Genomic DNA, 20,551 nt, shown 5'->3' with positions numbered 1-20,551 from the left:
TGGTGTTATACGCGAGGAGGCTGATATTCGCGTTCTCACAGGAGAGGCAGTATATTCAGTCGTGTAGCTTTTACGCCATATAACTAAGAAAGTTGGTTGGGAAAATAATTTTCCTATCTAACTCTGCACCTCGTGGGCTTGGCTCTGCTCATACCTGTAGTGAGCAGGTCGCTGCGTTTCGCTTTACCCCATCTTGGAGAGATTACGCTGATCAGTGCAGGCGAGCCAGCTGCCGGATCAGCTATTGACTTCTCTAAAATCTACCAAAAGTCGTCTGTTGGATACAGCCGGCGATTGTAGCACGAGATTCGCCTCAATTTGTGAAGATGGAGATCGCTCAGTTCAAGTGAGACAGTTATCGTAGAGTAGTCTGAGAGTTCTGAGAGATGTACTACCCAAAATGATCACCAAAGAAATAACAAGGTAGGAAATTTTTCAGTCTTTAAAGAGTGATCAGTGCTCGTTGTCCCAAATGCGATGACGGGCTTGGAGAACAAATGGACAAATACGTCTCTGGGGGAGGACAATAGCAGACTTCGAGTGCACAGATTGTGGCCACGATTGGTCTCTTCCACTGTAATCCAACCGAATTCGTTTTTGTTCCTTCTAGGATCTGTTGGAATCATTGAGAAGATACACGTTTAGCCAGTAGTGTGACCGAATGCAGACTCCCCCGAAGTCACGGCTGCTCCGGTTTGTCGAGGAAGCATTTCAGTTAGCTCAACGTGCCGTGGCTCGATACTCCTCGAAGTTCTCGAAACAACGCTACACGCTCCATCAGCATATCGTTCTCCTCTGTCTCAAAGTTCGGAAGAACACAACGTATCGTACACTCCTCGACGAACTCATCGAGATGCCTCGTATTCGAAACGCGATCAACCTCACTGAACTTCCTGCCCAATCAACGCTGTGCAAAGCGTTCGATAGGCTTGATATGGCAGTCTGGCGAGTGCTACTCAATCTCTCTGTTTCACTGCTCCCGACTAACGGTATTGTGGGGATTGACGCCTCGGGGTTTGACCGCAATCACGCCTCGAAGCACTACACGTAACGGGCGAAGTTGACGATTCAGCAGCTGAAAGTCACGCTCTTAGTCGATACCAGAGCGAACGCTATCCTCAATTTCCACATTACAACGACCCGAAAACACGATACGCAGATCGCACCATCACTCATCAACCGCAACGCATCTGAAGTCGAAGTTCTACTTGGAGACAAGGGATACGATGATCAGCAGATTCGGGGGATGGCCCGCGAAAATTCGATTCGTCCGCTAATCAAACACCGTGAGTTCTCATCACTGCAGAAAGCATGGAACGCCCGACTGGATACTGAACTCTACGGCCAACGGAGCCAGAGCGAAACGGTGAACTCCCGTCTCAAGCGAAAATACGGTGCATTCGTCCGTTCACGACGCTGGTGGAAGCAGTTTCGTGAACTCGCCCTTGCGTGTATCGTCCACAATCTTGACCGAGCCATCTAATGACCAGTACAGAGGGTGAGTCTCCCAGCCCCATGAGTTATATAGTCTTCATTTGATATCTGACGTATGCCGGGACCGGTCTTCCTCGAAGGGCGAAGGTTGACGCTACGCACATTGGAACCGGAGGACTATGAGTTCGTAGCGCGCCATTTCACGAACCCGTCCATGCGACACGGCGGGTTCGAGGATATTCGCAACCCCATCACACCAAAGGACATCAAACAAAGAATTGAAGAAGCCGACGATTTTCATGCGTTTCTTGCCTATCGGGAGGAAACGCCCGTCGGGAGCGCGTACCTCATTGACGTCGATTTGGAGGGACGGAATGCTGAACTCGGGTATTGGATTACGCCGGACGAGCAGGGGAACGGGTATGCAACGGAAGCCGCCGAACTCTGTCTGGCACACGCCTTCGATGAACTAGGCCTGCACAAGGTCTGGGCGCGGACGGTCGAAGACAATGAGGGATCCAAACGAGTCTTGGAGAAGTTGGGTTTCCAGCAGGAAGGCGTACTTCGAGAGCATTGGTTAGGCTACGACAGATATGTCGATGAGTACCGATTCGGCCTCTTAGAATCTGAGCGATAAGCGCGCTGTATCTTACGAGGCTCTGTAAACTCGTCTTTGACCTGATAAAAATTTCCGTGGTCAATACGTACGCGTAGTGTACAGTAGATTTACGTGGATAAGTCCCTAAAGAAGAGGATTTCAACAGAGCCAAGCAGGTTTGTTCTCACGGCTGATTCATCGCAGACTGGTTGGAACTAATGGAGTCGGATTGCTGCATCCATCCTCTGTATCGGTCACGTCAATCCTGACAGTGGTTGAGTAGTTGGTGAAGGCGTTGCTGCATGCAGCGCGCGAATGTAGCATGGAATGACGCCCACTCAGAGGGCAGCCTAATCGCTTAGTACAGATAGTACAGTTACCGGTACAGGACTCTGCTTCTCTGGATGCCGTCAAAATCGGCCTGTTGAATACAGAGCGATAGTTGGGGGTTACTCTTCTGTTGCTTCGAATTCAATATCCTGTTTCTCACCGGCTAGCGCTACATGTCCATAGTTGAGTAGCCCGACAAAGACGACTCCGCCTACGATGTTGCCGGATGTCGTCCAGAGGAGAAAGTGGCTGTACTCACCGAGAGTGACATCCTGTCCTAAGAATATCGCGGAGAGGACTTCCGTCGTTCCGAGAATGCTGTGATGGAAGGGTCCCGAGCCGATGACCGCTGTGACGATAATTACGAAGAAAATTCGACTGACCGTGTCCCGGCTAGCCGCAGACAGCCACGTCACTAACCCCATTAGCCAGCCAGCAATCATCCCACTCAGGAAGATTACCCACCACGAGTATGGGAGCAATGCAGACGCTAATGTTCCGAAGGCGTCTGCGTTGATGATTCCCAATGGTGGGCCAACAAGAGTGATTAGACCAGCAAATAGCGCGCAGCCGACGAGATTTGCGACGAATGTGACGCTCCAGACGCGACATAGTTCGCCGATTGTCGCTCGTCCATCGAGTACCGGTAGAATGGCCATCGTTGAATGGGCGGTGAACAGTTCCGTTTGCCCGATGACGACGAACAAGAACGCAATCGAAGACACACCCCCTAACGTGACTTGCTGTACCAATTTTGATTCGAATCCCCCGGAAAAGGTCAGTGCCATCGCCATGAGTAAGGCACCGAAGCTCAGGTTGAGCCCTGCCGACAAGGCGGAGAGAAACACGCCTTTGGGAGGGCGATTAATCTCCTTAAGTGCACTTTCCATCTCCCGTTCAAGGATCTTTCTATACGAGAGTGAAGCGCCCTCCGGCTCATCAGACTCTGCGTCCATTTTCTGTTTAAATTGATTTCAGTGGGACGGGCTTGAAGTTGGGTGTTTATGGAGTTAGCTGAGAAGCCCGAGAATAACCAACAAATCCATTTCTCACCGCGAGCTTCACGGAATGTTCTGAATAAAGGAACCTGCTACTATCTACTGATAAAATACAGAGCTAATCGAGATCTTCGCTTGTTTAGTCCCACGGTGATCGCCGCCACCGTGCCAACGGAGCAGCGGGAGATCCCACTTCAGTCAATAATCGCTGTCCACACCTCACGGTATTACTCGTCCAATTTCTGTGATTCCGTCGTGACCTGACCACTGATTCGCTGCTGTTCGTCTTCCGGGATGAAGGGGCCGAACGCTGCCGTTCGCTGGGCGATGAGCGCAATACGCACCACGTACGCGAGAAGGACCGAAAGCGGTACGAGAGAGACAGCGACGGTCGCGCTGAGGAAGACGACAATGATCGGGCGTGCAATCGTGAAACCGGGTATTTCTGGGGCGATAAAGATGCCGAGTGTGGTGACGATGACCGCCGGAAGTCCGGTGTACAGCATCATTCGCGACAGCTCTGCGAGTTCTCGCTGTATCCACAACGATTTGATATAATCGCGTGCGGCGTCGAGCTCCAAGAAGAGATCCCCTAATTCGTCGAGCGCCTCGATCGCGGTCTCCGAAAGCTCATTCTGGTACGTGGCATCGAGACGACGCGCCGTGTGGAGTTGCCACGAATCGTGATAATCAAGCAGGACGATCAGTGTATCGGTCAGCTCGAAACCGAGGTCTTCGAGATCGGCGCTGATGTTGTCGGTCTGTTCGGTGAGTGTTTCGGTATAGTCTCTGATCTCCTCTTGCAGTTGTTCGTTGGTGGCTTTCTCACCCGCCGCTTCGAGCTCCCCCGCTCGGTCGTTGATGGCGTTTGAAAATTGCAGGAAAAATTCTGACGCCTGTGGTGAACTCACGGAGACGTTCGTGGTATCCCCGATTTGCTGATGGACATCGAACGTTCCCTTCGTCCGGTCGTACAGATCATCGAGCGAGCCCAATTCCTGCGAGAGAACGATCTGATTGAGACCAACGGCGATGGCGATGAGCGTGAGGAGACCGCTCATCGTCCCGCTGAGAAACCAGACAGCCCGTTCCGAGACGGATAGCGAAATGAATCCGGTGAACCCGAACAGAAGAAAAATGGCGAAAACCAACCCAGTGATAGCGACGGTGATTCGGAATCGATCACCGGTAAGTAATATCCACCGCATCAGGCGGTCGGTCACCGAATCCACTGGCGAGATATTCTCTGATTCAGACACAGTGACTGCTACAGGGTGTCATTGGAAATAATCATGGTAGAATTACTGGCGTTCCGTCCCTTGTTCCACTGCTCACTGATAGCACGGAGCTACAGACATCACGGCTACCAGATAGGATGATTCGCGACCAGTACGCATCTGTACTGAACATGGGTTTCACAAACCACTCTAAATACAGAAACCGAATTACCAACCACTGGTAGGGAATTGGAGACGAAAATGGGAAGACAGCGGACTACGACCGGAGCCTCTGCTCATAGCGCGCGCCGGCGCGTTCGGTCGCCAGCAGGAGCTGGTGGGCGACGACGAGCACGCCAACGGTGAGGACGATCAGCGCCCCCTCGAACGGACCCGAGAGCAGGCCCAGCGAGACGATCAGCGTCGTCGCACAGGCCGGCGGGTGGCGGGTGTCGGTCACGAGCATCCCGCCCGCGGTCAGCGTCGTTGCGACGACGCCACTTGCGCCGAGCGCGAGAGCCTCGAGCGATCCGGGCTCAGCCGCAGCCGTGATCGAGGTCGTGACGCCGAGCGAGTGATAGGCCAGCAGGCCAGCGGCGACGCCGATGGCGTGGCCGCCGATCACCCGCCGCGGCGCAGTCGCGTCGCTGTCCTGAAACAGAGCGAGCACGAACGCCGAGGGCCCGAGACTCGGGAACAGCATCGGCAAGCCGGAGAGCCACGCCATCAGTGCCGTTGTCGAGATGAGAAGGCCGGTATGGAGTGTCGTCCCCAACTGATCGTCCATAGCAGACAGTGAGGGCTCGAGGCCAAAATATCGATGATTCGGCGTGCCGGGCGACGCGACCGAAATCGGACGCCGTCGCCTACGGGACGATCGTCACCGGCACCGTCGCCCGACGGGTGACTGCCTCCGCGACGCTGCCCAACAACATCCGGGAGACGCCGGATCGACCCTCGCTGCCCATCACGATCTGATCGATGTCGTTGGCGTCGGCGTACTCAAGGATCGCGTCCGCCGACGTGCCCTCGATGACGACCGTCCCAACGGACCGGTCGTGCTTGGCAGCGATTTCGCTCACGTCGGCGAAGAAGTCGGGCTTGTCAGCGTCATCCCCGTCGCTCGTCACCTGCGCGCGGCCGGCGTAGGCCGCCTCGAGGTCGTCGACCGCGTGGACGACGGTCACCTCGGCCGAAAATACCGCCAGCGTGTACTCGAGGGCCGCTCGCGCCGGCTCGGAGTCGTCCATCGGAACAAGTACGTGATCGGGACTGTCCATACTAGACCCTACGACCGAGGGGGCCTTCAGTCGTCGCCCGGAACCTCCGTTGACGTTCCGACTCCTTCTCGGTCCTCGATCGGTCGATCTGCCTCGTCGGTACGCGGTGATCCCGGAGCGAGCAGCGGCCGCGCTCACACTTTTCCGCCACTGTATTGATGTCGATACCATGACCACGGACGCGAACGCGACCGATCCTGACGAGGGCGAACGGATCGACGCGGTGGTAAGCCGGAGCGACCTCGTCCACGAACGGCTCCGCGAGTCGCCGGTCAAACGGTGGTTCCTGCTCGACGGAAACCGATACGTCATCACCGCGCTGTTCTCGCTGTTCGTCTTCACCACGTGTGCGAGCATCGGTTTCGCCGGGTACATCCCGGTCACCGATCCCGCCACCGCGACTACACTTGTCGCGGTGATCGTCGGCGGGACCCTTCCCTTCATCACGATCGTGCTCGCGATCAACCAGCTGGTGCTCTCCCAGGAATTGGGCTGGCCCGGCGACCTCTCCGACAGGTTCGAGCAGATGGCGACCTACCGGCGGAAGGTCGAATCGCTAACGGAGACGCCGGTCAGTCCGGCAGCCCCCGCTGACTTCCTCCAGCTACTCGTCGACACCGTCATTGATCGAACCGGGCAACTAGACCCGGCCACCGGTCGGCTGGCTGATCCGGACCGTACCGTCGTCAGGGAGTTCGTCAAAGCGGTTGAGTCCGAGGGCGAACTCGTCTCGGCGTCGCTCGAGGGGGCGGACTTCGGGACCTTCGATACGCTGTCGGCGGTGCTCGGCCACTTCAACGGAGCTCACCTGTACGCGGCCCGGAAGATCCGTGCACACTACGCCGACGACCTCTCGGCCGACAACCTCGAAACTCTCGACTCGCTCGTCGAGTTGCTCGGGCAGCTCGCGATCGCCCGCCAGACGTTCAAGACGCTGTACATGCAGTACGAACTCGCGCACCTCTCGAAGGTGCTGCTGGTCGTCGGCTTCCCGACGCTGCTAGGGGGTGGGATTTTCATGATGACGTATCCGACGATTATCGAGACTGCCGGGACACCGTCGATGCTCGTCCTCATCGTCAGCGGCGTCGTCACCTTCGTCTTCCTCCCGTTTACCGTCCTGGTGGTCTACACGTTCCGAATAGCCTCAATCGCGTCACGAACCGCCGACTTCGGCCCGTTCGTACCGCGCGTCGACTTTGAGGAGGCGATGGCCCTCAGGGACGACGAGGAATGACAAATTGAGCCGCTCTCTCGCTTGTCGACCGGTGTGTTCAAATTACAAGAGTATGAAAATAGATGGCAGTAAGACTGATCGCTTCTCCGTTACCTGTCTGACCTGTACTTACCGCGAACTTCACGGAACATTCTGAATAAAGGAACTGTGATACTTTCTACTGTTAAGTACTGATCGATCTGGAATCTACTAAGTAGTGGATAGTAAATGGAAATAAGGACGTGTGATCGTCCTCACTGGCGCGCCGGATCGAGAGCGACGCGAAGGGGTGTGTGCAAACCCTGTTGGGCAATCCGTCCTCTATTTCCGAATGTAATAGTCCTTGCGGCTAAATCCATATTTGAAGACTAATTCAACACAACTTGGCTTGATAATTGGACGTATGACAATATGTGTACGACTGATGAGACACTTTGTTTATTATATTGAACGGCCAGAACCAGTATAATGGGTATCGATGATAACGGATTTGATCCGGAGCTGGCATCGGTGTTCGAAGCAGGTGCAGCCTCGAGTATCCGTCGCACCCGCTTGCTCGATTCATACAGTTCGAGACCTGTGTGATCAGTTCAAGCCGTACTTCGCGAAGAGGACGCTACTATCAACGTGGCCTGGCCGTCGCCATGACGTGGCGATCACCTGATTAGCATTGTGTTTCTATAACCGTAACGTTGACCAAATCGGTTTGATAAATTTTGACAATAGCGACAAATATATGTTAGTTGACTCTGCTATAGATAATGCTGAATAGTATCAACGCGAGCGCGGTGACACCCACCCAGAAGAGGATGCTGCTGAAAAATAGGAGTTGAACAGCGACAAGCGCTCCAAAGGCAAGTAGCATCCGTAACAGCATGGAACCGTCAGCAGCAGCAGTATACGTAGTTCCAGCAACAAGCAACGCAAGTCCGATAGCAGCAACTATTGTTGTTAACCCGTGAGAATCTTGGATCGTAAGCCTTCCAATTCCAAACAGTATTCTCCCAACTACTCGCGTATCGTCTCGTAGTTAGTTGTTCGTACGCTGCCGCCACAGTCCGGGCAGTCGTCTGAACGCCGTCGCCAAACGTCGTCGTGTAGATGTCTCTCGTTGCCATCGATAACTCCGAAGAGGACAACTGATCAGCCCCTTCACCGCTTTTGGGGCGATAAACAGCGCCAGTCGATCAGATAGATCCCTCTCACATCGAAATTAGAGCGGCTTGCTTGAGCTCAGAGCTTAGTGAAAAAGATCTAAGATGGTTATCGGAAGCAAACCCGTTACCGTTGAGTCGGCGAATTGTGCCTCGACAATGGTCTTAGCGATTATCATTCCCAAAACGCTTCGATTCGATCGTCTAAGTCGCCGAGTACGTCCGAGAGTATATCTCGCCAGTCTTCTGCGTACTCTACATCGTCCCCAGGTGTCGCTGCATCTGGAGGTGGATGAAAATGCGAGCGGGTGTTGTGATCGTTTGGATGGCGGTCCCACCGACACTCCCAGTGGTCTTCAGTGTCGTATTGTTCGGAGTAGTGGATGTTAAAATCGTCTGTCTCATACCATCGGACCTGAAGATACGCACGTTCGATAGCAGTTGGAAAGTACCCCATGTCGTATTCTGCGACGACTGAACTCGGTGCGTACTCCGGCTGAAAGACGGTCTCTGCAAAGCGGTTGGTTCGTTCAAGATGCAGCCCGATTTGCTCGAGAATGTCGGTATCGATGCCACCGACCTCTGGGGCAGTATCGTCGTCAGCTGGCCGGCGTTCAGGCATCGACTTTGGCACCGCCACTCGAGGGATGGCCGTTCTGACGCGCTGTATCTAACAGCTCTGCACGTTGCTTGAGCGTTTTCCACTCACTCAGTGTTTCCCACACTTCTTCGACCGACGCTTCCTTGGTGCTCTCCATGAAAGACACGTCTTCCGGACTGTCGGCATCGAACTGGGCACGATATTCCTCGATTTGTTTCATCGTCTCTTTGAGTTCTTTGACGATCTCTGCCTCAGAATATTGGTCTCGGATTTGCTCAACTCTGCGCCACTGTAGATACGATTCGTTGCGTTCGTATCTCACAGGTCGCCCCGAAATCTCACGGGTCATTCCCATCGAGGTGAACCAGTCAAGGTAGTCCCTTGCAGTCTCAGTATCGCAGTCTGCTTGCTCTGCGATTTCGGACACTTTCGTCGGAGTCCGTAGCTGTAAAATAACACTGAGCAATCGTTCTCGTGTTGGGCCTCCCTTCAAGACCTCCTCAGGTGAGTCCCATTCGGTAAAATCAGGCGGACTCTCAGTTGAATCGCGAATGTCGCCGGGAGTATCAGTTAAGTCCATCAGTGCTCACCTACATCCAACTACGATATGATCGGCCATATATCTACCGCATGCTGAATTATTTCTGTTTCGTTCAGCGAGTCACGTCGTTCTCTATTCAGAACTATCGACGTATTTTCTTTCTCAACAGGAATCTCCAGCATGTTCTCACGTCCGCATCCAGTACTTAGTCAGTCTTCACGACGTGCTCCTGAGGTCACGTGTCCAGTAGTAGCTGGCCAACCGGGACTACACCTCGCACACAGCTGTAGCGAGCCCTCGAGATGGTCGAGTTCGACTCGGAACCGCGTGAGCCGGACGGAACTGCAGGTCCCACTGGAAGCCGGCGTGAAACGCCGGCGACGCCGCAATCGTGTCGACGACGAGCCCATAACCGTCACAGGTGAGTACATGCGCGAGCGGCTTGCGGGGGCGTTCGGGGGATGACTATGGGCTCGAGAGCTATCTACTCCTGTTCGACGTGTGGGTATCAGCGCAAGTTTTTTGAAAAACCGAAGGCCAAACGAGCTTACAACTACCTGCGAGAAAACGGTATTCTGGACATATTGAAAGCCAGGCTTATGCAGTCAGCGGTGCTCCTTCAACTCTGAAATGCTCGAAAACCTTGACCAAAGCAAATCCAACCGCCATCACGACGATGACTGAGACGATCGGTATGATCGCTGTTTCGGGCATCCCAGAGGAAATGAGGAAGAAGGACGCTGCTGTAGCAAGGAGTGCAGCGACCATCATCCCGTTCAGAGTTTCACTACTCAGCTTGAGCCACGTTGCGTCGGACACGTGCCGTCGCTTTCCCATATTCGAACGCATATTTCGACATTGGTCCGGCATATTATAAGTTCTCGGAGAACATTTTTTCTGTACAAAATCCATCATTCCCCGCAGTACTCCTCAATCCGGTCGGTCAACTCCGACAGGCGGGCCTGCAACTCGTCGACAGTGTTCTCCCGCGCCAGCTTGTTGACCCGCCGCCACTCGAAATAGTCGTCGTTGCGCTCGTATCTGACTGGCCGGCCCTCATGCCGAATGACGATGCTGAGGTCGGCATAGAAGGACAGGTCTGTCCGTGCCGACTCCCCCGAGCAGTCTGCCCGCTCGGCGATCTCGGCGGCCGTCATCGGCTCTCGAGCGTGTAACACCGCACCGTACACGCGCTGCTTCGTGTCCTCGCCTTCGAATGCTTTATCGAACGGGGGTGGGACGTCGCGACGGACATCGTCTGTCATACTCCTATCAACGAAATTGGAACACCTATTTCTTCCTCTGGGCAAAATATATCGCTCAAAGTCACTCCCCGTGCACCCCAACCATCTTCGACCCCACGCTCGCCGCCACCCACGCCATCCTGTTCTGGATTTCAATCGTCATGGTGAGGATCAATCCTCCTCGGCGTTGCTGTCTGCGTTGTGGCGGTCGTAGGGCAGTATCTGTTCGTCGCTGTCCCCGTCTCCGACAGGCGGCTGTCGAGAGAGGGGGACGTCTTCGTCAAACGTGTGTTCGTATACGTCTAGGAGTGGCATAATGATCAGTCTTGGAGAGCGTGTATTGCTTGTACACGCTTCCTCCATCCCTCTGAGGGAATGAGCAACACCACAGTCGATCGCGACCAGCGCGGTGCCGGCACACGGGACGAGTACGCGGTCGCCGGGTTCAGTATACGCTTGAATCTAGCCGAGCGCCGGTGCGAGCGGTTTCACCGTCCCTCAACCCCAGTCCTCACGCTGTCGACGGCAGGCACACCGGAGGGCGTGATATTTCCGTCCGGCGTAACCCTGCGGAACCGGCGCGGCGTCTTTCCAAATGAGGATGGTCGAGTACCCGCCACTCGAGCCGCACATCCCTGGCGTCGATCGGTCGGGCTCGCCGCCGTTGAGCGCAAGTCGTTCGAGGACCTGGCTGGATCGCTGGGATTGGGGCGCAAGAACTTCGAAGTTGAGGTTCAACGGGCAGGTAGCCTCATGGACTTCATAGTCGTCATTGAGCTGCCCCGGCACCTGGTCCAACACTACGTCGACGCTAGAGCCAAACGCTGACTCCTACTACTGTAACACATAAATCAAATCGATCATGTCGACCGTGGATTCGTGGCCGAAGCGGTACAACGTCGAATTTAATTGGTATTCAGACAAACAGAACGCCACAGTCGCCACTTACGATTACCTCTGTAAGTGGGGAACAGGAATACGCCTACTGCTTAGAGGGAAATATTAAATAGTTATACACGTTGAAATGGAAAATGCTAATAGAAAGAAAGACGTAGTGTAACCGAAATGATTTGGCATATATTAGCAGGAGTTGTGTTCATTTCATTGGGTTACATTTGGATAAAACATCCTCAGATTGTATTCCGTATTAGAAATTGGCCAGGAGTATCTAAGGAAATGGAAATGAAAAGTGGAGGTGTTCGAATGTATCAATTATTTGGTTATTTGCAGGTTCTAATTGGTGTTATAATCATCACTTTTTCTCTAGTCAGTTGAGTTGAAACTGGGTTGAAGATAGACCTACATCTGAAACCGCTCAATAAAAAAGTCACTAATAGTCTATTCAGTTCTTGGTGAAGGCCGATATTCCAATTGGCCATTCAGAGATAAACATCACTTCATCTACAGTACCTTGAGTACTTAATTCAGATTGATCCCCAACAACCTCCTGCTGTAGATTTGAAGGAAGAGTAGAGGGATCAACCATCTTTGTCTTGAATTTATCTGACTGTTCAATTTTATCAGGAGCTAGGGTAGTACTCGACCCATCAGCACTCAGGTTCGTTCTACTTGTACTCTGTAGTCCCACTATAGGCCCACTCAATTCATCAGAACCAAATGATACTTCGAAAGCTACCTCAGCACTAGAACCATTAATACCACTTTCTTTTCCTCTAGATATGACCTCCAGATGATCTGCATATGGATCATAATCCATCGGAACTTCAACTGTAAAGCGTTGACAATGGCTAGCCTTTTTCCAGTTTCCGATGATTGCCGATGTGTGGTTCATTGTCCATCCATCGCTTTTCTCTTGGAGATTATTGCTTACCTTTGTCATTTCCATAACATCGTCAAGGACAAGGAGGGTAGCAACAGCAGGATGTAACGCTCCTAGAGTGAGATCAAAGGGTATTTCAAACCAGTCAGGAACAAAATCGCCGTTATTTTTTGGGCCGACTCCGGAATAATCCTGACTTATTTTTGGAGAAATACGCCAATCACCACCTTGAAGGGTTGTCATTTCCCATGAAGTGCCACTAATATGGTCATTCATGACATCTCCACCGCTAGTAGTACCAACTTGGGTGGTAGTTAGTGCAAAGTCATGAACATACCGATCACCGACTGGATGAAGGGCGGCACCATACCACATTAAACTAGTTGACTGATTAAGAACGAATTGATGTGACGCCGTTGGATCACCAGTTGCGTCACGAACAAACCATTTTTTTGTGGCTGATCACCATCACTAACTTGTCCTGCTGTTATACCACTAAAAGCAACTGTACCGGCTATTCCTGTTCCAGCCAGTTGGAGAAATTTTCTTCGTCCAGCACTGCCACCGGCGGGGATATGGTCCTTAGCCATGACTTACAGACATAACTAATAGTATTTATGTTTTTCTTTTCATACCATCAGTTAAAAAACAGTTGTTATTAAATGATGACGAAGGCGCCGGAGGACGTAAACTGCGTCGTTTGTGCAGTAATCGAGTGCGTTCATTTACTTACGATAGTATTCATGGCCCGGAAACGGTACATCATCGTGCTCGGGATTGTCATGGAGATCGGTGGTCCGAAGTTCTTCGCTGATGCGTGTGGTAAAACCCTGAATCAAGACGTTCTCCGCTAGAATATCTGCAGTATCTGGCCGGCGAGATCGCCGGCCAGCACCCACGCTCGAGCCGCCCGTTCGGGTTGGACGTCCATTCGATCCGCGTGGTATTCGACGAACGCCTCGACGACGAGCAAGTCTTCTTGTGGAGTTCGCATCGGCGGGGTTGGGCTCGGCTTCCGATAAAAACTACATGAACCCGATTTTGCTCCGGGGAAGTGAGTTTAGAATGAATATGCCAAGTGCAACCACGCCGAGAAAAAGAGTTCCAATTGCGAGGAGTAAGACAATATCCGAGGTCCGCCCTAAAAGCACGTAGCGTCCAATATTTGCCAGCAACAACAATAGCGAGAGTAGTAACAGAACAAATGTGGCACCTAACTGAATCGACGAATACGGAAGGATCGTCTTGGAGGTTATGCCGTCCTCAGACTCGGTAGTTGAGAGAGTTTCACCCTTCAGAACTCTCTGGTCCCCTGTCTGATTGTGGACAAAGCGGATCGACGCAAACATCACTGGAATTAGTACTCCGAGGAACTGGAGTAGTTGAATCGATAGCTCAACCATCCACTCCTACTCCTCGCCATCCTCGAGCCATTCATCCAGCTCGCCGAGCGCGCCGTCGACGACAATCAGTGACTCGTACTCGTCGGAACGGGTCAGTGACGACGTCTGCCGTCGCAGCGTCACGTAGAAGTGCGTCTCGGTCAGTGGGACGGTCTCGCCCGTGACGGCACAGACGGCCGACCCGTCGTGGTTGGTCGTTCGACGAGCCACTGTTGGGACCTGCCAGCCATCGCGATCGGGTGGCGAGCGACCGCGGAACTGTTGGGTTCGGAGCGTGGACATACGAGAGAGTCGGGACTCGAAGGGCGTAGTTCCATCGCCGAAAGCGGGCGGGGACCGTGGTTGCGTCGTCTCCCTGTTTGGCCGACCGTCCGGCCATGCAGAGTGTTCATGTCCCGTGGGATATCGGTTTGGGTGAAACTCAGTGGGTGAGAGAGATACTCACTCGCTCTCTCGATACTGGTCTCGCAGTTCCACGACGGCGTTCACGAGCGAGTTGTAAGTGATTTGGACGCCGTCCTCTCCCGCGCGGATGGACTCACTCGAAACGACGACGTTCTCGCCGTCTTTGTAGAACTCAATTCCCTCGGTGGTATCCAGCAACTCGAGGTCGTCGGTGTCGGGGATCTCGGACATACGCGATAGTCGGGGCTCTGTGGTCGTAGTTCCATCGCCGAAAGGGGGAACGGCGGATGCCGTGGTGTCCCTGGATGTCCCTTTTCGGCCGGTCGCCACGGCCGGCCGTGTGGGGACGCAATGCCATGTGTAATATCGCTTCGGGCGTGATTCAGTGGGTGAGAGTAGCTATTCTTCGTCCACAGTCGTTGCCCGGACGCCGTTGGCCGACCACTCAATATCGGGTTCATCAGCACCCTCAATTTCGATCGATTCGAACAGCGCTTTCAGCGCTGGGATATGAGATTTCGGAAATTCGTACTCGGTCTCAGCGACTGAGAACTCAATCATATCCTCCGCGCCGGGGTTGACGGTCGTTGAGTCGTCGGCCATACTAAAGGGTCACAACCGCGTACCAAAATACTGCTGCCGTCAGACTATCGCAGATCCACAGCCTCGAGATTGCAGTGCTCGAGTTCCTCGGGAATCGGCCCCTGAACGCCGGGAGTGATCGACTCGGTACTCGCCACCATATCAGCGGTGTGTACGAGCTGGTCGAGCGGCGTTTCGGGTTGCGTATCCGCGTACCACGCGCCCATGTGGCTCTCGACGGCGTCGGCCACCCGAACGTCGAGTTCCGAGTTGCGAATCACGCGCGCCATTCGGAGTTCGTGGTCTTGCGTCGATTTCGGTTCGGGATTTGCCGGGTCGCCGTTCTTTCGCTGGTCGTGGAGCACGACGGCCGCGTGTGCCAGCGGGACCTCCGATTTTTCGATGAGTCCCTGTTCGACGTAGGTATCCGCGAGTCGGTCCACGACAGTCGAGAGCATGAGCGTGTGCGCCCACAGCCCGCGCTCGCCGCGACAGGCGGGATGATGGTACCCGGATGAGCTTGCGGGGACCGTCCAAAAATAATCCGGCGCTTGACTCGAGATCGCAGTCGTGACCATCTTGGTGGCACTATCGTCGATAAGTTCCAGCGTCGGGAGTCGTCGCTTCGTCTCGTCGGCCGATAAGTCTGCCATAGAAACCAGTCCGAGAGGCTACTAGAAAATACTTCCCCCGACAGACAGCGTTTTCGCTAGTCTCGACCATCCGAGCGTGCCGCCTGTCGGGGATACACTTTTACATAAGATTCACATAGAATATACATAGGATTCGGGCCGCTCGCACACACGAGACGGCCGGAATCGGAGATTCAGACATGAGCACGGAATCGAAGCGAACCGGCGGCGTACAGCAACACACCGACGGCCCGATGCTGGCCGACTGTGGGGACGGCGAGGTCCTCTGGTGTCGAGATAGTGAGTCGGGCCTCGAGTGGTATTTCGAGGACTCCGACGGGCAGACGGTCAGATACCACGAACTGTTCGACTTCGAGTGCAGCGTGGTGCTGCGCGGGCAGGTCGGTCTGATTTGCTCGCACTCGTGCGTTGAAGTGGACGTGGTTGGTAAGTGGGAACTCGAGCGGGAGCGGGGTGAGATCGATGGGTGACAGCGCACACTCCTCGAGCGGTACTGTTCAGCCGTTTTTGTCTTCAGTTGTTCTGAATTCGAACCAGATCCCTGCTAATATAATCAGAAGCAAGACGCCAAGAGCTACGAATATCGCGTCTTCTGTTTGTCCGCCTATTGAGGCTTCCACGAAGCTGCCTATCAATCCTACCAAGAGGCCAATGAGGGCAGTAGCTGCGATTAACAGTATCACTAAGCGGTCACTGTATTCACCCATAGCGGGATGCACGCTTCTGCTCAAGATAAGCAACCAGCATGAAATCTCAGACCAATTCTCTGAACGCTCTGTTCGTTCACTTCATACGGGTACTGAACGCTCCGGGGGAAACGATGAGTAACGAACGCGGCAGCCACTGTGCCGAGTGTGGGGAGTATCACGAAGCCGACGGCGAGACCGCGGGCGTCTCCGGCGGCCGGTTCCTCTGTATCGACTGTACCGGCGAGCCCGTCGTATTCGTCGGTGAGTGTCTCGACTGCGAGTGGTCATACCGCAAGTCCGGCCGCTCGTCGGATCGCTACTCGGTGAAACAGCGCGTCCAACAGGAAAAGAACAGCCACGAAACGAGACTGGAGACCTTCGAGGACGAGAGTCACGAGACGGTCTGGCGGGAGGTCGAACCGAACGCCGCCGAACGTGAGAATCCGGTGCTCCCCGGTGGTTCGGTATGAGCGACGATCGCCGCTGTACCCGCTGTGGGAAATCCGTCGAAGACGAGAGTTACCTGTTCTGGGCGTTCAAAACCTGTCGCTCGTGTGCGGCGGATGCGAGCCCGGATCGGTGGGGCGACGGGCGAAGTGTCGGCGTCGGCACCTACCGGAAGTGGCGGTACTTCCCGCGCTGGCATATGACCCGGCACCCGGAGCTACCAGAGCACGTCCGCGCTCGGCATGAGGTGACAGCATGAGCGACGGCGAGACGAGCCACGGATCGAAGACAGTCATGATGCGAGCAGAGCAAACCGACGAGATCCGCGTCGAGACGCTTGGGGCCTGCGAGGTTCTCCAGCGGATTCCGACATACTACGGCCCGAAACTGCGAATCGAAGCGCTCGAGGGCGACGGTCAATACCTCCTGCATGCACCCGGTCCAAACGGCGAACTCCAGTTACTCGCGACCGACGCCACGCCACTCCGGCGCGTGCGTGCCGAACTCGTCACGACGAAACAGTACGATATCTGTCTCGAGTGTGGCGAGCCGTTGAAGACGGTCGAACACCGACGCCGGTCGTTCATCGGTGCCTGGGTGGGGCAGGGTGAGGCCTAATCATGTCGTCAACCGAATCCACGAACGAAAAGGGCGCACGGAACGAACGCGAGGCGGCCAATATCCTCGGTCGCGTCTACGGGAAAGGTAACGTCGATAAGGTCGACGCCTACTCGAATACCGACCCGCTCGGGTTCATCGACGTACTCGCCGCGAAAGATCCGTGGCCGGTTCGATTCGTTCAGGTGAAAACGAATCGGTTCCCGGCGGCGAAGAAGCGCAAGTACGCAGCGAAAGTCAAGCGCTACGGCGAGTCCGTCTGTGCGGAGGTGTGGGTCCGCGTCGATCGGGAAGGCTGGCGCTTCTACGAACTCCGCGACGGTGAATGGGTGTGCTATCTCGAAATGGATACCTGCGACCCCGAAGCGACGGTCGAAGCATTCCGCGAGGCCATCGGGTTCTACGGAGGTGACGCCTAAGATGTCCACCCAACACACGACCACCCACCGCGACCGTGAGACGACCGGCGAGCCGATGGACCGGGTGACCTTCCGCGAGACCGAGTCCCAACTCGAGCGCGTCGACGCCCTGGTCGACTCGGGCGAGTTCCCGAATCGAAGCGAAGCGATCCGCGCGGCGCTGGCACAGCTCGTGTCTGAGGAAACGCGGGGTGATTCCGATGCGTAGACGTGCGTTGCTCGCGACCGCGGGCACGGTCGCACTCGCGGGGTGTACGGCCAGCGGGGACGAGGGTGGCGACGAGATAGATATCACCGACTACACCGTGGCGGGCGTTGGCAACAGCGAGGTGTACCACGGCTTCGAGCTATTCGAGGCACAGATGCTCTGGTCAATTATACTCCAGACCTATCAGGGCCTACAACTAGGCATTCGATTCGATACGGACGCCGACTACGACCCGCTCAAGTATGAGGTGTTGTTACTCGATGGTCACGACCAAATCGCCGAGGGAGAATCCGACGACCGATTCATGGAAGAAGAGTACCCGGACCTCGTGACGTTCGAACTCTCACCCGACATGGTCAAAGACGGTGGGCCGTATCGCGTCGTCTCGAAAGACGATGCGGGCACTGTCGATGAGTTCGAACTCGAGATCGTGCAAGCAGGTGATTCGGATGGGAAGTAACGACCCACTCCATGATCGGACCGGGACGGCCTTTGCCTTCGGAATCGTCGGGTCGGCCTTCGGCGGGTCGGCCGTTGGTGCGGCCCTTGTCGGGCTTGGCGTCTACGACGTTCCCAACCCGTATTTCACCGCCGCCATCGGTGGCGCATTGATCGTCTTCGTTTCCGTGCTCGCCGGGTGGTATCTCCCGTCGGCGGGCGAGGTCGCCCGACAGTGGGAGGAACGGCAAGTGCTCGAGGACGGTGATTCGGAATGAGTCTCCACCGCCAGCCCGCCACGGCCCGCCAGCGGCTCGTCGAATCGTCTGGTACACCGTTCGTGCCGTCGGCAGACGTCCGTCCGGTCGTCGGCGTAATCGACGGCCGCAATCGGAACGACGAGATCGAACCGACAGCGTGGCGACTCGCTCTCGAGGCCGCGGCGGTGGCCGTCTACTTCGCAACGTCGACCGACCACGAGTGGTGGCTCGCCTACGATCGCGACGGCGAGTACGACGGTTACGACGGGCCGTATCACCTGTGGTCGACCTATCCGAGCGGGTCGTGGGACCATGTTGCGAACACCCGCGGGATGATGGATGCGAACCTCGAGAACGTCTACGGCGAGGACGACCGCGAACTGGAGTGTCAGATCCACCGGTCGCGGGTCGTGTGTCTCGAGGATGCGCCGGAGTTCGTTCGACGAGAAATCGACGGCGAGTGACTGTTCGTACCACATCCACCCTATACAGTTAATGCAAATGATCCAGTTGGTACAGATATGTATACAGGAACGGCCCTGCTAGACGGAATCGGTAATTTCGTCTCTCTTGACCTAGCTCCACAGCTGTTTTGCCTGTGGTTCCTTTTCTTCCTGTTCGTTGACTTACTTCGCAGAGGTGTTTTGCTGCCGGCCCCAAGCAGCAGGTTCAAAAGTAACCGATAGTCAGAAATCCGCGCCCCATTCGCGGAGGATCTTCTCGGCGTCGTCTAAGTTCTCCATCCCCGCGCGGTAGATCGCCTCTCGAGCGTCCAGCTTGTAGATGTCGTCGTCGAATCGGTCTTCGAGATCGCGGCGAGACTGTTTTTCTAACTCGTCGGTGTCCTCGTAGACGAACAGTTGATGCACGTCGTCGCGGTCGTCTTTGACCTTCTCGCGGCCGAGTATTCGCGGTAAGTCTGACCGGTCAAACTGTCTGGTATTACCGCCAGAGGGCGATTGATTTTCGTCGGTGCGATCCATCTGACTGTCGGACTGTTCGGGCGAGTCTGACTCGTCAGTCTGACTGTCGGTACTGTCTGACTCTGCTGTCTGTTCGTCCTCGTCGTCATTCGCGAACGGATCGGTTGTGCCTGATTTCATGCTGTAGCCTCGGTTGCGGCGAACTGTTCGGTGATGTACTCCGCTAGTTCGTCGAATTTCTCGATCGTCGGTTGCTCGTAGTCGCGGAGGTCGCGGTACGAATCGTTCTCTGCCAGCTCGTAGATCGATACCTGGTTGTCCCACGCTTCGCCGAGCATGGACCCACGTTCACCGATCGATACCGGCGCGATCGGGAGTCCTTCATCCTTGAGCGCATCGAGATACTTCTGGTTGATGTTCGTCCCACTGAGCTTATTCGGGACAGTTCCGATTACGCCCACGTCGATATCGCCGAGTTCGTCCTCGAACCCGTTGATTACGTCTCGCAATCCCTGAACGCTCCGCTCGCCTTTCGGGGACGGTTCGAACGGGATTAGGAGGTTGCCCGTCGCGTAGACGGCGTTGTACAAGTGCTGGCCCTCCGATGCGGGCGGGTCGATCATGATAACGTCGTACTCCGAGGGGACGCCAGCGTCGACGAGCACGCGCCGAAGTTGGCGTTCCTTTTCAAACTCGTATTCCGGGTCCGGGTTCGTGTCTTCCTCGAGTTCCTGGGCTTTGGATAGGAGGTCGTCGAGCGTCCCGAGCATATTGTGGCTCGGGATTACATCGACGCCTTCGCTCGATCGCACGAGATCGCCGAAGTCTCCCCGTGGCCGACCGATCATGTGCATCACGAGATTGTCCGCGTCGGCGCTTCCCTTGTCGTCGTCGAGTCCGAAGTGATGGGTCAATCCGCCGTCTTGTGGGTCCATGTCGATTACCAGCACCTTCTGGCCGCGGTTGACGTGTGCGCGAGAGAGGTTCGCGACGAGCGTCGTCTTGCCGACGCCGCCGGCCTCCGACCACACCGTGTAGGGTATCATACAGGCAGAGTGTCGGCCTATGCCTACATAAATACTCGGCAGACAGGCCAGTGTTACTGGCTGTGCT

The 20,551-nt window shown here is 55.2% G+C and carries 31 protein-coding genes and 2 pseudogenes; 13 read left to right on the top strand and 20 right to left on the bottom strand.

Translation table 11 applies throughout. The features are described from left to right. Window positions 1–661 precede the first annotated feature (661 nt). Together LDH74_RS21140 and LDH74_RS21135 are read left to right on the top strand one after the other, a co-directional pair. A pseudogene (locus LDH74_RS21140) lies at window positions 662–1,483 on the top strand (IS5 family transposase). Between the two features lie 66 nt (window positions 1,484–1,549). After that, window positions 1,550–2,071, top strand: coding sequence for a GNAT family N-acetyltransferase (locus LDH74_RS21135; RefSeq protein WP_226042748.1), 522 nt, complete (start codon window positions 1,550–1,552; stop codon window positions 2,069–2,071). A 410-nt stretch (window positions 2,072–2,481) separates the two neighbouring features. On the opposite strand, the gene LDH74_RS21130 is transcribed toward LDH74_RS21135, so the two are convergent. The 4 genes from LDH74_RS21130 to LDH74_RS21115 all read right to left on the bottom strand — a co-directional run bounded on the left by LDH74_RS21130 (window position 2,482) and on the right by LDH74_RS21115 (window position 5,857). Then, entirely contained in the window at window positions 2,482–3,318 is an 837-nt protein-coding gene (locus LDH74_RS21130; protein WP_226042747.1) for a formate/nitrite transporter family protein, read from the bottom strand. Window positions 3,319–3,587: 269 nt separating this feature from the next. Continuing rightward, window positions 3,588–4,619 (bottom strand): hypothetical protein, encoded by a 1,032-nt coding sequence (locus LDH74_RS21125; RefSeq protein WP_226042746.1) that lies wholly within the window; start codon window positions 4,617–4,619, stop codon window positions 3,588–3,590. Between the two features lie 235 nt (window positions 4,620–4,854). Beyond that, entirely contained in the window at window positions 4,855–5,364 is a 510-nt protein-coding gene (locus LDH74_RS21120; RefSeq protein ID WP_226042745.1) for an HPP family protein, read from the bottom strand. Window positions 5,365–5,443: 79 nt separating this feature from the next. Then, window positions 5,444–5,857, bottom strand: a complete 414-nt coding sequence (locus LDH74_RS21115; protein WP_226042744.1) for a universal stress protein — start codon at window positions 5,855–5,857, stop codon at window positions 5,444–5,446. 169 nt (window positions 5,858–6,026) lie between these two features. Between LDH74_RS21115 and LDH74_RS21110 the strand changes: the two genes are divergently transcribed. Then, window positions 6,027–7,094: a hypothetical protein gene (locus LDH74_RS21110; protein WP_226042743.1), complete on the top strand. Its 1,068-nt coding sequence runs from the start codon at window positions 6,027–6,029 to the stop codon at window positions 7,092–7,094. A 1,308-nt stretch (window positions 7,095–8,402) separates the two neighbouring features. On the opposite strand, the gene LDH74_RS21105 is transcribed toward LDH74_RS21110, so the two are convergent. The 5 genes and pseudogenes from LDH74_RS21105 to LDH74_RS21085 all read right to left on the bottom strand — a co-directional run bounded on the left by LDH74_RS21105 (window position 8,403) and on the right by LDH74_RS21085 (window position 10,928). After that, on the bottom strand, window positions 8,403–8,849 hold the full coding sequence (locus tag LDH74_RS21105; RefSeq protein ID WP_226042742.1) for a hypothetical protein: 447 nt from the start codon (window positions 8,847–8,849) through the stop codon (window positions 8,403–8,405). Further along, window positions 8,842–9,408, bottom strand: a complete 567-nt coding sequence (locus tag LDH74_RS21100) for a hypothetical protein (protein WP_226042741.1) — start codon at window positions 9,406–9,408, stop codon at window positions 8,842–8,844. Before LDH74_RS21100 ends, LDH74_RS21105 begins: the two co-directional genes overlap by 8 nt. Window positions 9,409–9,966: 558 nt before the next feature. Beyond that, entirely contained in the window at window positions 9,967–10,188 is a 222-nt protein-coding gene (locus LDH74_RS21095; protein WP_226042740.1) for a hypothetical protein, read from the bottom strand. A 104-nt stretch (window positions 10,189–10,292) separates the two neighbouring features. Further along, window positions 10,293–10,634 (bottom strand): annotated as a pseudogene (locus tag LDH74_RS21090) (transcriptional regulator); the annotation flags it as partial. 150 nt (window positions 10,635–10,784) lie between these two features. Then, on the bottom strand, window positions 10,785–10,928 hold the full coding sequence (locus LDH74_RS21085; RefSeq protein ID WP_226042738.1) for a hypothetical protein: 144 nt from the start codon (window positions 10,926–10,928) through the stop codon (window positions 10,785–10,787). Between the two features lie 60 nt (window positions 10,929–10,988). Here LDH74_RS21085 and LDH74_RS21080 point away from each other — a divergent pair, with 60 nt between their 5' ends. Then, the gene (locus LDH74_RS21080) at window positions 10,989–11,441 is read left to right on the top strand and encodes a hypothetical protein (RefSeq protein WP_226042737.1); all 453 of its coding nucleotides are present in this window, start codon (window positions 10,989–10,991) and stop codon (window positions 11,439–11,441) included. Window positions 11,442–11,955: 514 nt separating this feature from the next. Here the strand turns inward: LDH74_RS21080 and LDH74_RS21075 are convergent. The 8 genes from LDH74_RS21075 to LDH74_RS21040 form a co-directional block, all read right to left on the bottom strand. Further along, window positions 11,956–12,669: a hypothetical protein gene (locus LDH74_RS21075; RefSeq protein ID WP_226042736.1), complete on the bottom strand. Its 714-nt coding sequence runs from the start codon at window positions 12,667–12,669 to the stop codon at window positions 11,956–11,958. Between the two features lie 98 nt (window positions 12,670–12,767). Continuing rightward, window positions 12,768–12,983: a hypothetical protein gene (locus LDH74_RS21070; RefSeq protein ID WP_226042735.1), complete on the bottom strand. Its 216-nt coding sequence runs from the start codon at window positions 12,981–12,983 to the stop codon at window positions 12,768–12,770. Window positions 12,984–13,243: 260 nt separating this feature from the next. Next, entirely contained in the window at window positions 13,244–13,387 is a 144-nt protein-coding gene (locus LDH74_RS21065) for a hypothetical protein (protein WP_226042734.1), read from the bottom strand. Window positions 13,388–13,418: 31 nt separating this feature from the next. Next, on the bottom strand, window positions 13,419–13,796 hold the full coding sequence (locus LDH74_RS21060) for a hypothetical protein (RefSeq protein WP_226042733.1): 378 nt from the start codon (window positions 13,794–13,796) through the stop codon (window positions 13,419–13,421). Between the two features lie 6 nt (window positions 13,797–13,802). Beyond that, on the bottom strand, window positions 13,803–14,078 hold the full coding sequence (locus LDH74_RS21055) for a hypothetical protein (protein ID WP_226042732.1): 276 nt from the start codon (window positions 14,076–14,078) through the stop codon (window positions 13,803–13,805). Between the two features lie 159 nt (window positions 14,079–14,237). Continuing rightward, window positions 14,238–14,432, bottom strand: coding sequence for a hypothetical protein (locus tag LDH74_RS21050; RefSeq protein WP_226042731.1), 195 nt, complete (start codon window positions 14,430–14,432; stop codon window positions 14,238–14,240). 168 nt (window positions 14,433–14,600) lie between these two features. Next, window positions 14,601–14,804 (bottom strand): hypothetical protein, encoded by a 204-nt coding sequence (locus LDH74_RS21045; RefSeq protein ID WP_226042730.1) that lies wholly within the window; start codon window positions 14,802–14,804, stop codon window positions 14,601–14,603. A gap of 44 nt (window positions 14,805–14,848) precedes the next feature. Beyond that, a complete protein-coding gene (locus LDH74_RS21040) occupies window positions 14,849–15,436 on the bottom strand; it encodes an HD domain-containing protein (protein WP_226042729.1) in 588 nt (195 codons plus the stop codon). A 179-nt stretch (window positions 15,437–15,615) separates the two neighbouring features. Here LDH74_RS21040 and LDH74_RS21035 point away from each other — a divergent pair, with 179 nt between their 5' ends. Then, window positions 15,616–15,906 carry a hypothetical protein gene (locus LDH74_RS21035; protein ID WP_226042728.1) on the top strand — a complete coding sequence of 97 codons (291 nt, stop codon included), beginning with the start codon at window positions 15,616–15,618 and terminating at the stop codon, window positions 15,904–15,906. Between the two features lie 27 nt (window positions 15,907–15,933). Here the strand turns inward: LDH74_RS21035 and LDH74_RS21030 are convergent, their stop codons facing one another. Continuing rightward, window positions 15,934–16,143, bottom strand: coding sequence for a hypothetical protein (locus LDH74_RS21030; RefSeq protein WP_226042727.1), 210 nt, complete (start codon window positions 16,141–16,143; stop codon window positions 15,934–15,936). 113 nt (window positions 16,144–16,256) lie between these two features. Here LDH74_RS21030 and LDH74_RS21025 point away from each other — a divergent pair, with 113 nt between their 5' ends. Genes LDH74_RS21025 through LDH74_RS20990 form a run of 8 tightly spaced genes read left to right on the top strand, consistent with a single transcriptional unit; the run spans window position 16,257 to window position 18,979 of the window. Then, window positions 16,257–16,595 carry a hypothetical protein gene (locus tag LDH74_RS21025; protein WP_226042726.1) on the top strand — a complete coding sequence of 113 codons (339 nt, stop codon included), beginning with the start codon at window positions 16,257–16,259 and terminating at the stop codon, window positions 16,593–16,595. Continuing rightward, window positions 16,592–16,831 carry a hypothetical protein gene (locus LDH74_RS21020; protein ID WP_226042725.1) on the top strand — a complete coding sequence of 80 codons (240 nt, stop codon included), beginning with the start codon at window positions 16,592–16,594 and terminating at the stop codon, window positions 16,829–16,831. Before LDH74_RS21025 ends, LDH74_RS21020 begins: the two co-directional genes overlap by 4 nt. Continuing rightward, window positions 16,828–17,190, top strand: a complete 363-nt coding sequence (locus tag LDH74_RS21015; RefSeq protein WP_226042724.1) for a hypothetical protein — start codon at window positions 16,828–16,830, stop codon at window positions 17,188–17,190. The genes LDH74_RS21020 and LDH74_RS21015 overlap by 4 nt, the downstream gene beginning before the upstream one ends. A gap of 2 nt (window positions 17,191–17,192) precedes the next feature. Beyond that, a complete protein-coding gene (locus LDH74_RS21010; protein ID WP_226042723.1) occupies window positions 17,193–17,609 on the top strand; it encodes a hypothetical protein in 417 nt (138 codons plus the stop codon). A gap of 55 nt (window positions 17,610–17,664) precedes the next feature. Next, window positions 17,665–17,817 carry a ribbon-helix-helix domain-containing protein gene (locus tag LDH74_RS21005; RefSeq protein ID WP_226042863.1) on the top strand — a complete coding sequence of 51 codons (153 nt, stop codon included), beginning with the start codon at window positions 17,665–17,667 and terminating at the stop codon, window positions 17,815–17,817. After that, entirely contained in the window at window positions 17,810–18,277 is a 468-nt protein-coding gene (locus LDH74_RS21000) for a hypothetical protein (protein WP_226042722.1), read from the top strand. The genes LDH74_RS21005 and LDH74_RS21000 overlap by 8 nt, the downstream gene beginning before the upstream one ends. Then, window positions 18,267–18,533 (top strand): hypothetical protein, encoded by a 267-nt coding sequence (locus tag LDH74_RS20995; RefSeq protein ID WP_226042721.1) that lies wholly within the window; start codon window positions 18,267–18,269, stop codon window positions 18,531–18,533. Before LDH74_RS21000 ends, LDH74_RS20995 begins: the two co-directional genes overlap by 11 nt. Next, on the top strand, window positions 18,530–18,979 hold the full coding sequence (locus LDH74_RS20990; RefSeq protein ID WP_226042720.1) for a hypothetical protein: 450 nt from the start codon (window positions 18,530–18,532) through the stop codon (window positions 18,977–18,979). Before LDH74_RS20995 ends, LDH74_RS20990 begins: the two co-directional genes overlap by 4 nt. Window positions 18,980–19,201: 222 nt before the next feature. On the opposite strand, the gene LDH74_RS20985 is transcribed toward LDH74_RS20990, so the two are convergent. After that, entirely contained in the window at window positions 19,202–19,618 is a 417-nt protein-coding gene (locus LDH74_RS20985; RefSeq protein WP_226042719.1) for a hypothetical protein, read from the bottom strand. Beyond that, the gene (locus tag LDH74_RS20980) at window positions 19,615–20,484 is read right to left on the bottom strand and encodes a ParA family protein (protein WP_226042718.1); all 870 of its coding nucleotides are present in this window, start codon (window positions 20,482–20,484) and stop codon (window positions 19,615–19,617) included. The genes LDH74_RS20985 and LDH74_RS20980 overlap by 4 nt, the downstream gene beginning before the upstream one ends. Window positions 20,485–20,551: the final 67 nt, after the last annotated feature.

This window comes from Natrinema sp. DC36 (assembly GCF_020405225.1).
Classification (GTDB): domain Archaea; phylum Halobacteriota; class Halobacteria; order Halobacteriales; family Natrialbaceae; genus Natrinema.
This window is presented reverse-complemented; position numbering and strand designations above follow the sequence as displayed.

Coding starts and splice junctions, on each gene's coding strand:
- LDH74_RS21135 (WP_226042748.1), top strand. CDS start 1,550: ATGCCGGGACCGGTCTTCCTCGAAGGGCGAAGGTTGACGCTACGCACA.
- LDH74_RS21130 (WP_226042747.1), bottom strand. CDS start 3,318: ATGGACGCAGAGTCTGATGAGCCGGAGGGCGCTTCACTCTCGTATAGA.
- LDH74_RS21120 (WP_226042745.1), bottom strand. CDS start 5,364: ATGGACGATCAGTTGGGGACGACACTCCATACCGGCCTTCTCATCTCG.
- LDH74_RS21115 (WP_226042744.1), bottom strand. CDS start 5,857: ATGGACAGTCCCGATCACGTACTTGTTCCGATGGACGACTCCGAGCCG.
- LDH74_RS21110 (WP_226042743.1), top strand. CDS start 6,027: ATGACCACGGACGCGAACGCGACCGATCCTGACGAGGGCGAACGGATC.
- LDH74_RS21105 (WP_226042742.1), bottom strand. CDS start 8,849: ATGCCTGAACGCCGGCCAGCTGACGACGATACTGCCCCAGAGGTCGGT.
- LDH74_RS21100 (WP_226042741.1), bottom strand. CDS start 9,408: ATGGACTTAACTGATACTCCCGGCGACATTCGCGATTCAACTGAGAGT.
- LDH74_RS21085 (WP_226042738.1), bottom strand. CDS start 10,928: ATGCCACTCCTAGACGTATACGAACACACGTTTGACGAAGACGTCCCC.
- LDH74_RS21080 (WP_226042737.1), top strand. CDS start 10,989: ATGAGCAACACCACAGTCGATCGCGACCAGCGCGGTGCCGGCACACGG.
- LDH74_RS21075 (WP_226042736.1), bottom strand. CDS start 12,669: ATGAATGACCATATTAGTGGCACTTCATGGGAAATGACAACCCTTCAA.
- LDH74_RS21070 (WP_226042735.1), bottom strand. CDS start 12,983: ATGGCTAAGGACCATATCCCCGCCGGTGGCAGTGCTGGACGAAGAAAA.
- LDH74_RS21065 (WP_226042734.1), bottom strand. CDS start 13,387: ATGCGAACTCCACAAGAAGACTTGCTCGTCGTCGAGGCGTTCGTCGAA.
- LDH74_RS21060 (WP_226042733.1), bottom strand. CDS start 13,796: ATGGTTGAGCTATCGATTCAACTACTCCAGTTCCTCGGAGTACTAATT.
- LDH74_RS21055 (WP_226042732.1), bottom strand. CDS start 14,078: ATGTCCACGCTCCGAACCCAACAGTTCCGCGGTCGCTCGCCACCCGAT.
- LDH74_RS21050 (WP_226042731.1), bottom strand. CDS start 14,432: ATGTCCGAGATCCCCGACACCGACGACCTCGAGTTGCTGGATACCACC.
- LDH74_RS21045 (WP_226042730.1), bottom strand. CDS start 14,804: ATGGCCGACGACTCAACGACCGTCAACCCCGGCGCGGAGGATATGATT.
- LDH74_RS21040 (WP_226042729.1), bottom strand. CDS start 15,436: ATGGCAGACTTATCGGCCGACGAGACGAAGCGACGACTCCCGACGCTG.
- LDH74_RS21035 (WP_226042728.1), top strand. CDS start 15,616: ATGAGCACGGAATCGAAGCGAACCGGCGGCGTACAGCAACACACCGAC.
- LDH74_RS21030 (WP_226042727.1), bottom strand. CDS start 16,143: ATGGGTGAATACAGTGACCGCTTAGTGATACTGTTAATCGCAGCTACT.
- LDH74_RS21025 (WP_226042726.1), top strand. CDS start 16,257: ATGAGTAACGAACGCGGCAGCCACTGTGCCGAGTGTGGGGAGTATCAC.
- LDH74_RS21020 (WP_226042725.1), top strand. CDS start 16,592: ATGAGCGACGATCGCCGCTGTACCCGCTGTGGGAAATCCGTCGAAGAC.
- LDH74_RS21015 (WP_226042724.1), top strand. CDS start 16,828: ATGAGCGACGGCGAGACGAGCCACGGATCGAAGACAGTCATGATGCGA.
- LDH74_RS21010 (WP_226042723.1), top strand. CDS start 17,193: ATGTCGTCAACCGAATCCACGAACGAAAAGGGCGCACGGAACGAACGC.
- LDH74_RS21005 (WP_226042863.1), top strand. CDS start 17,665: ATGGACCGGGTGACCTTCCGCGAGACCGAGTCCCAACTCGAGCGCGTC.
- LDH74_RS21000 (WP_226042722.1), top strand. CDS start 17,810: ATGCGTAGACGTGCGTTGCTCGCGACCGCGGGCACGGTCGCACTCGCG.
- LDH74_RS20995 (WP_226042721.1), top strand. CDS start 18,267: ATGGGAAGTAACGACCCACTCCATGATCGGACCGGGACGGCCTTTGCC.
- LDH74_RS20990 (WP_226042720.1), top strand. CDS start 18,530: ATGAGTCTCCACCGCCAGCCCGCCACGGCCCGCCAGCGGCTCGTCGAA.
- LDH74_RS20985 (WP_226042719.1), bottom strand. CDS start 19,618: ATGAAATCAGGCACAACCGATCCGTTCGCGAATGACGACGAGGACGAA.
- LDH74_RS20980 (WP_226042718.1), bottom strand. CDS start 20,484: ATGATACCCTACACGGTGTGGTCGGAGGCCGGCGGCGTCGGCAAGACG.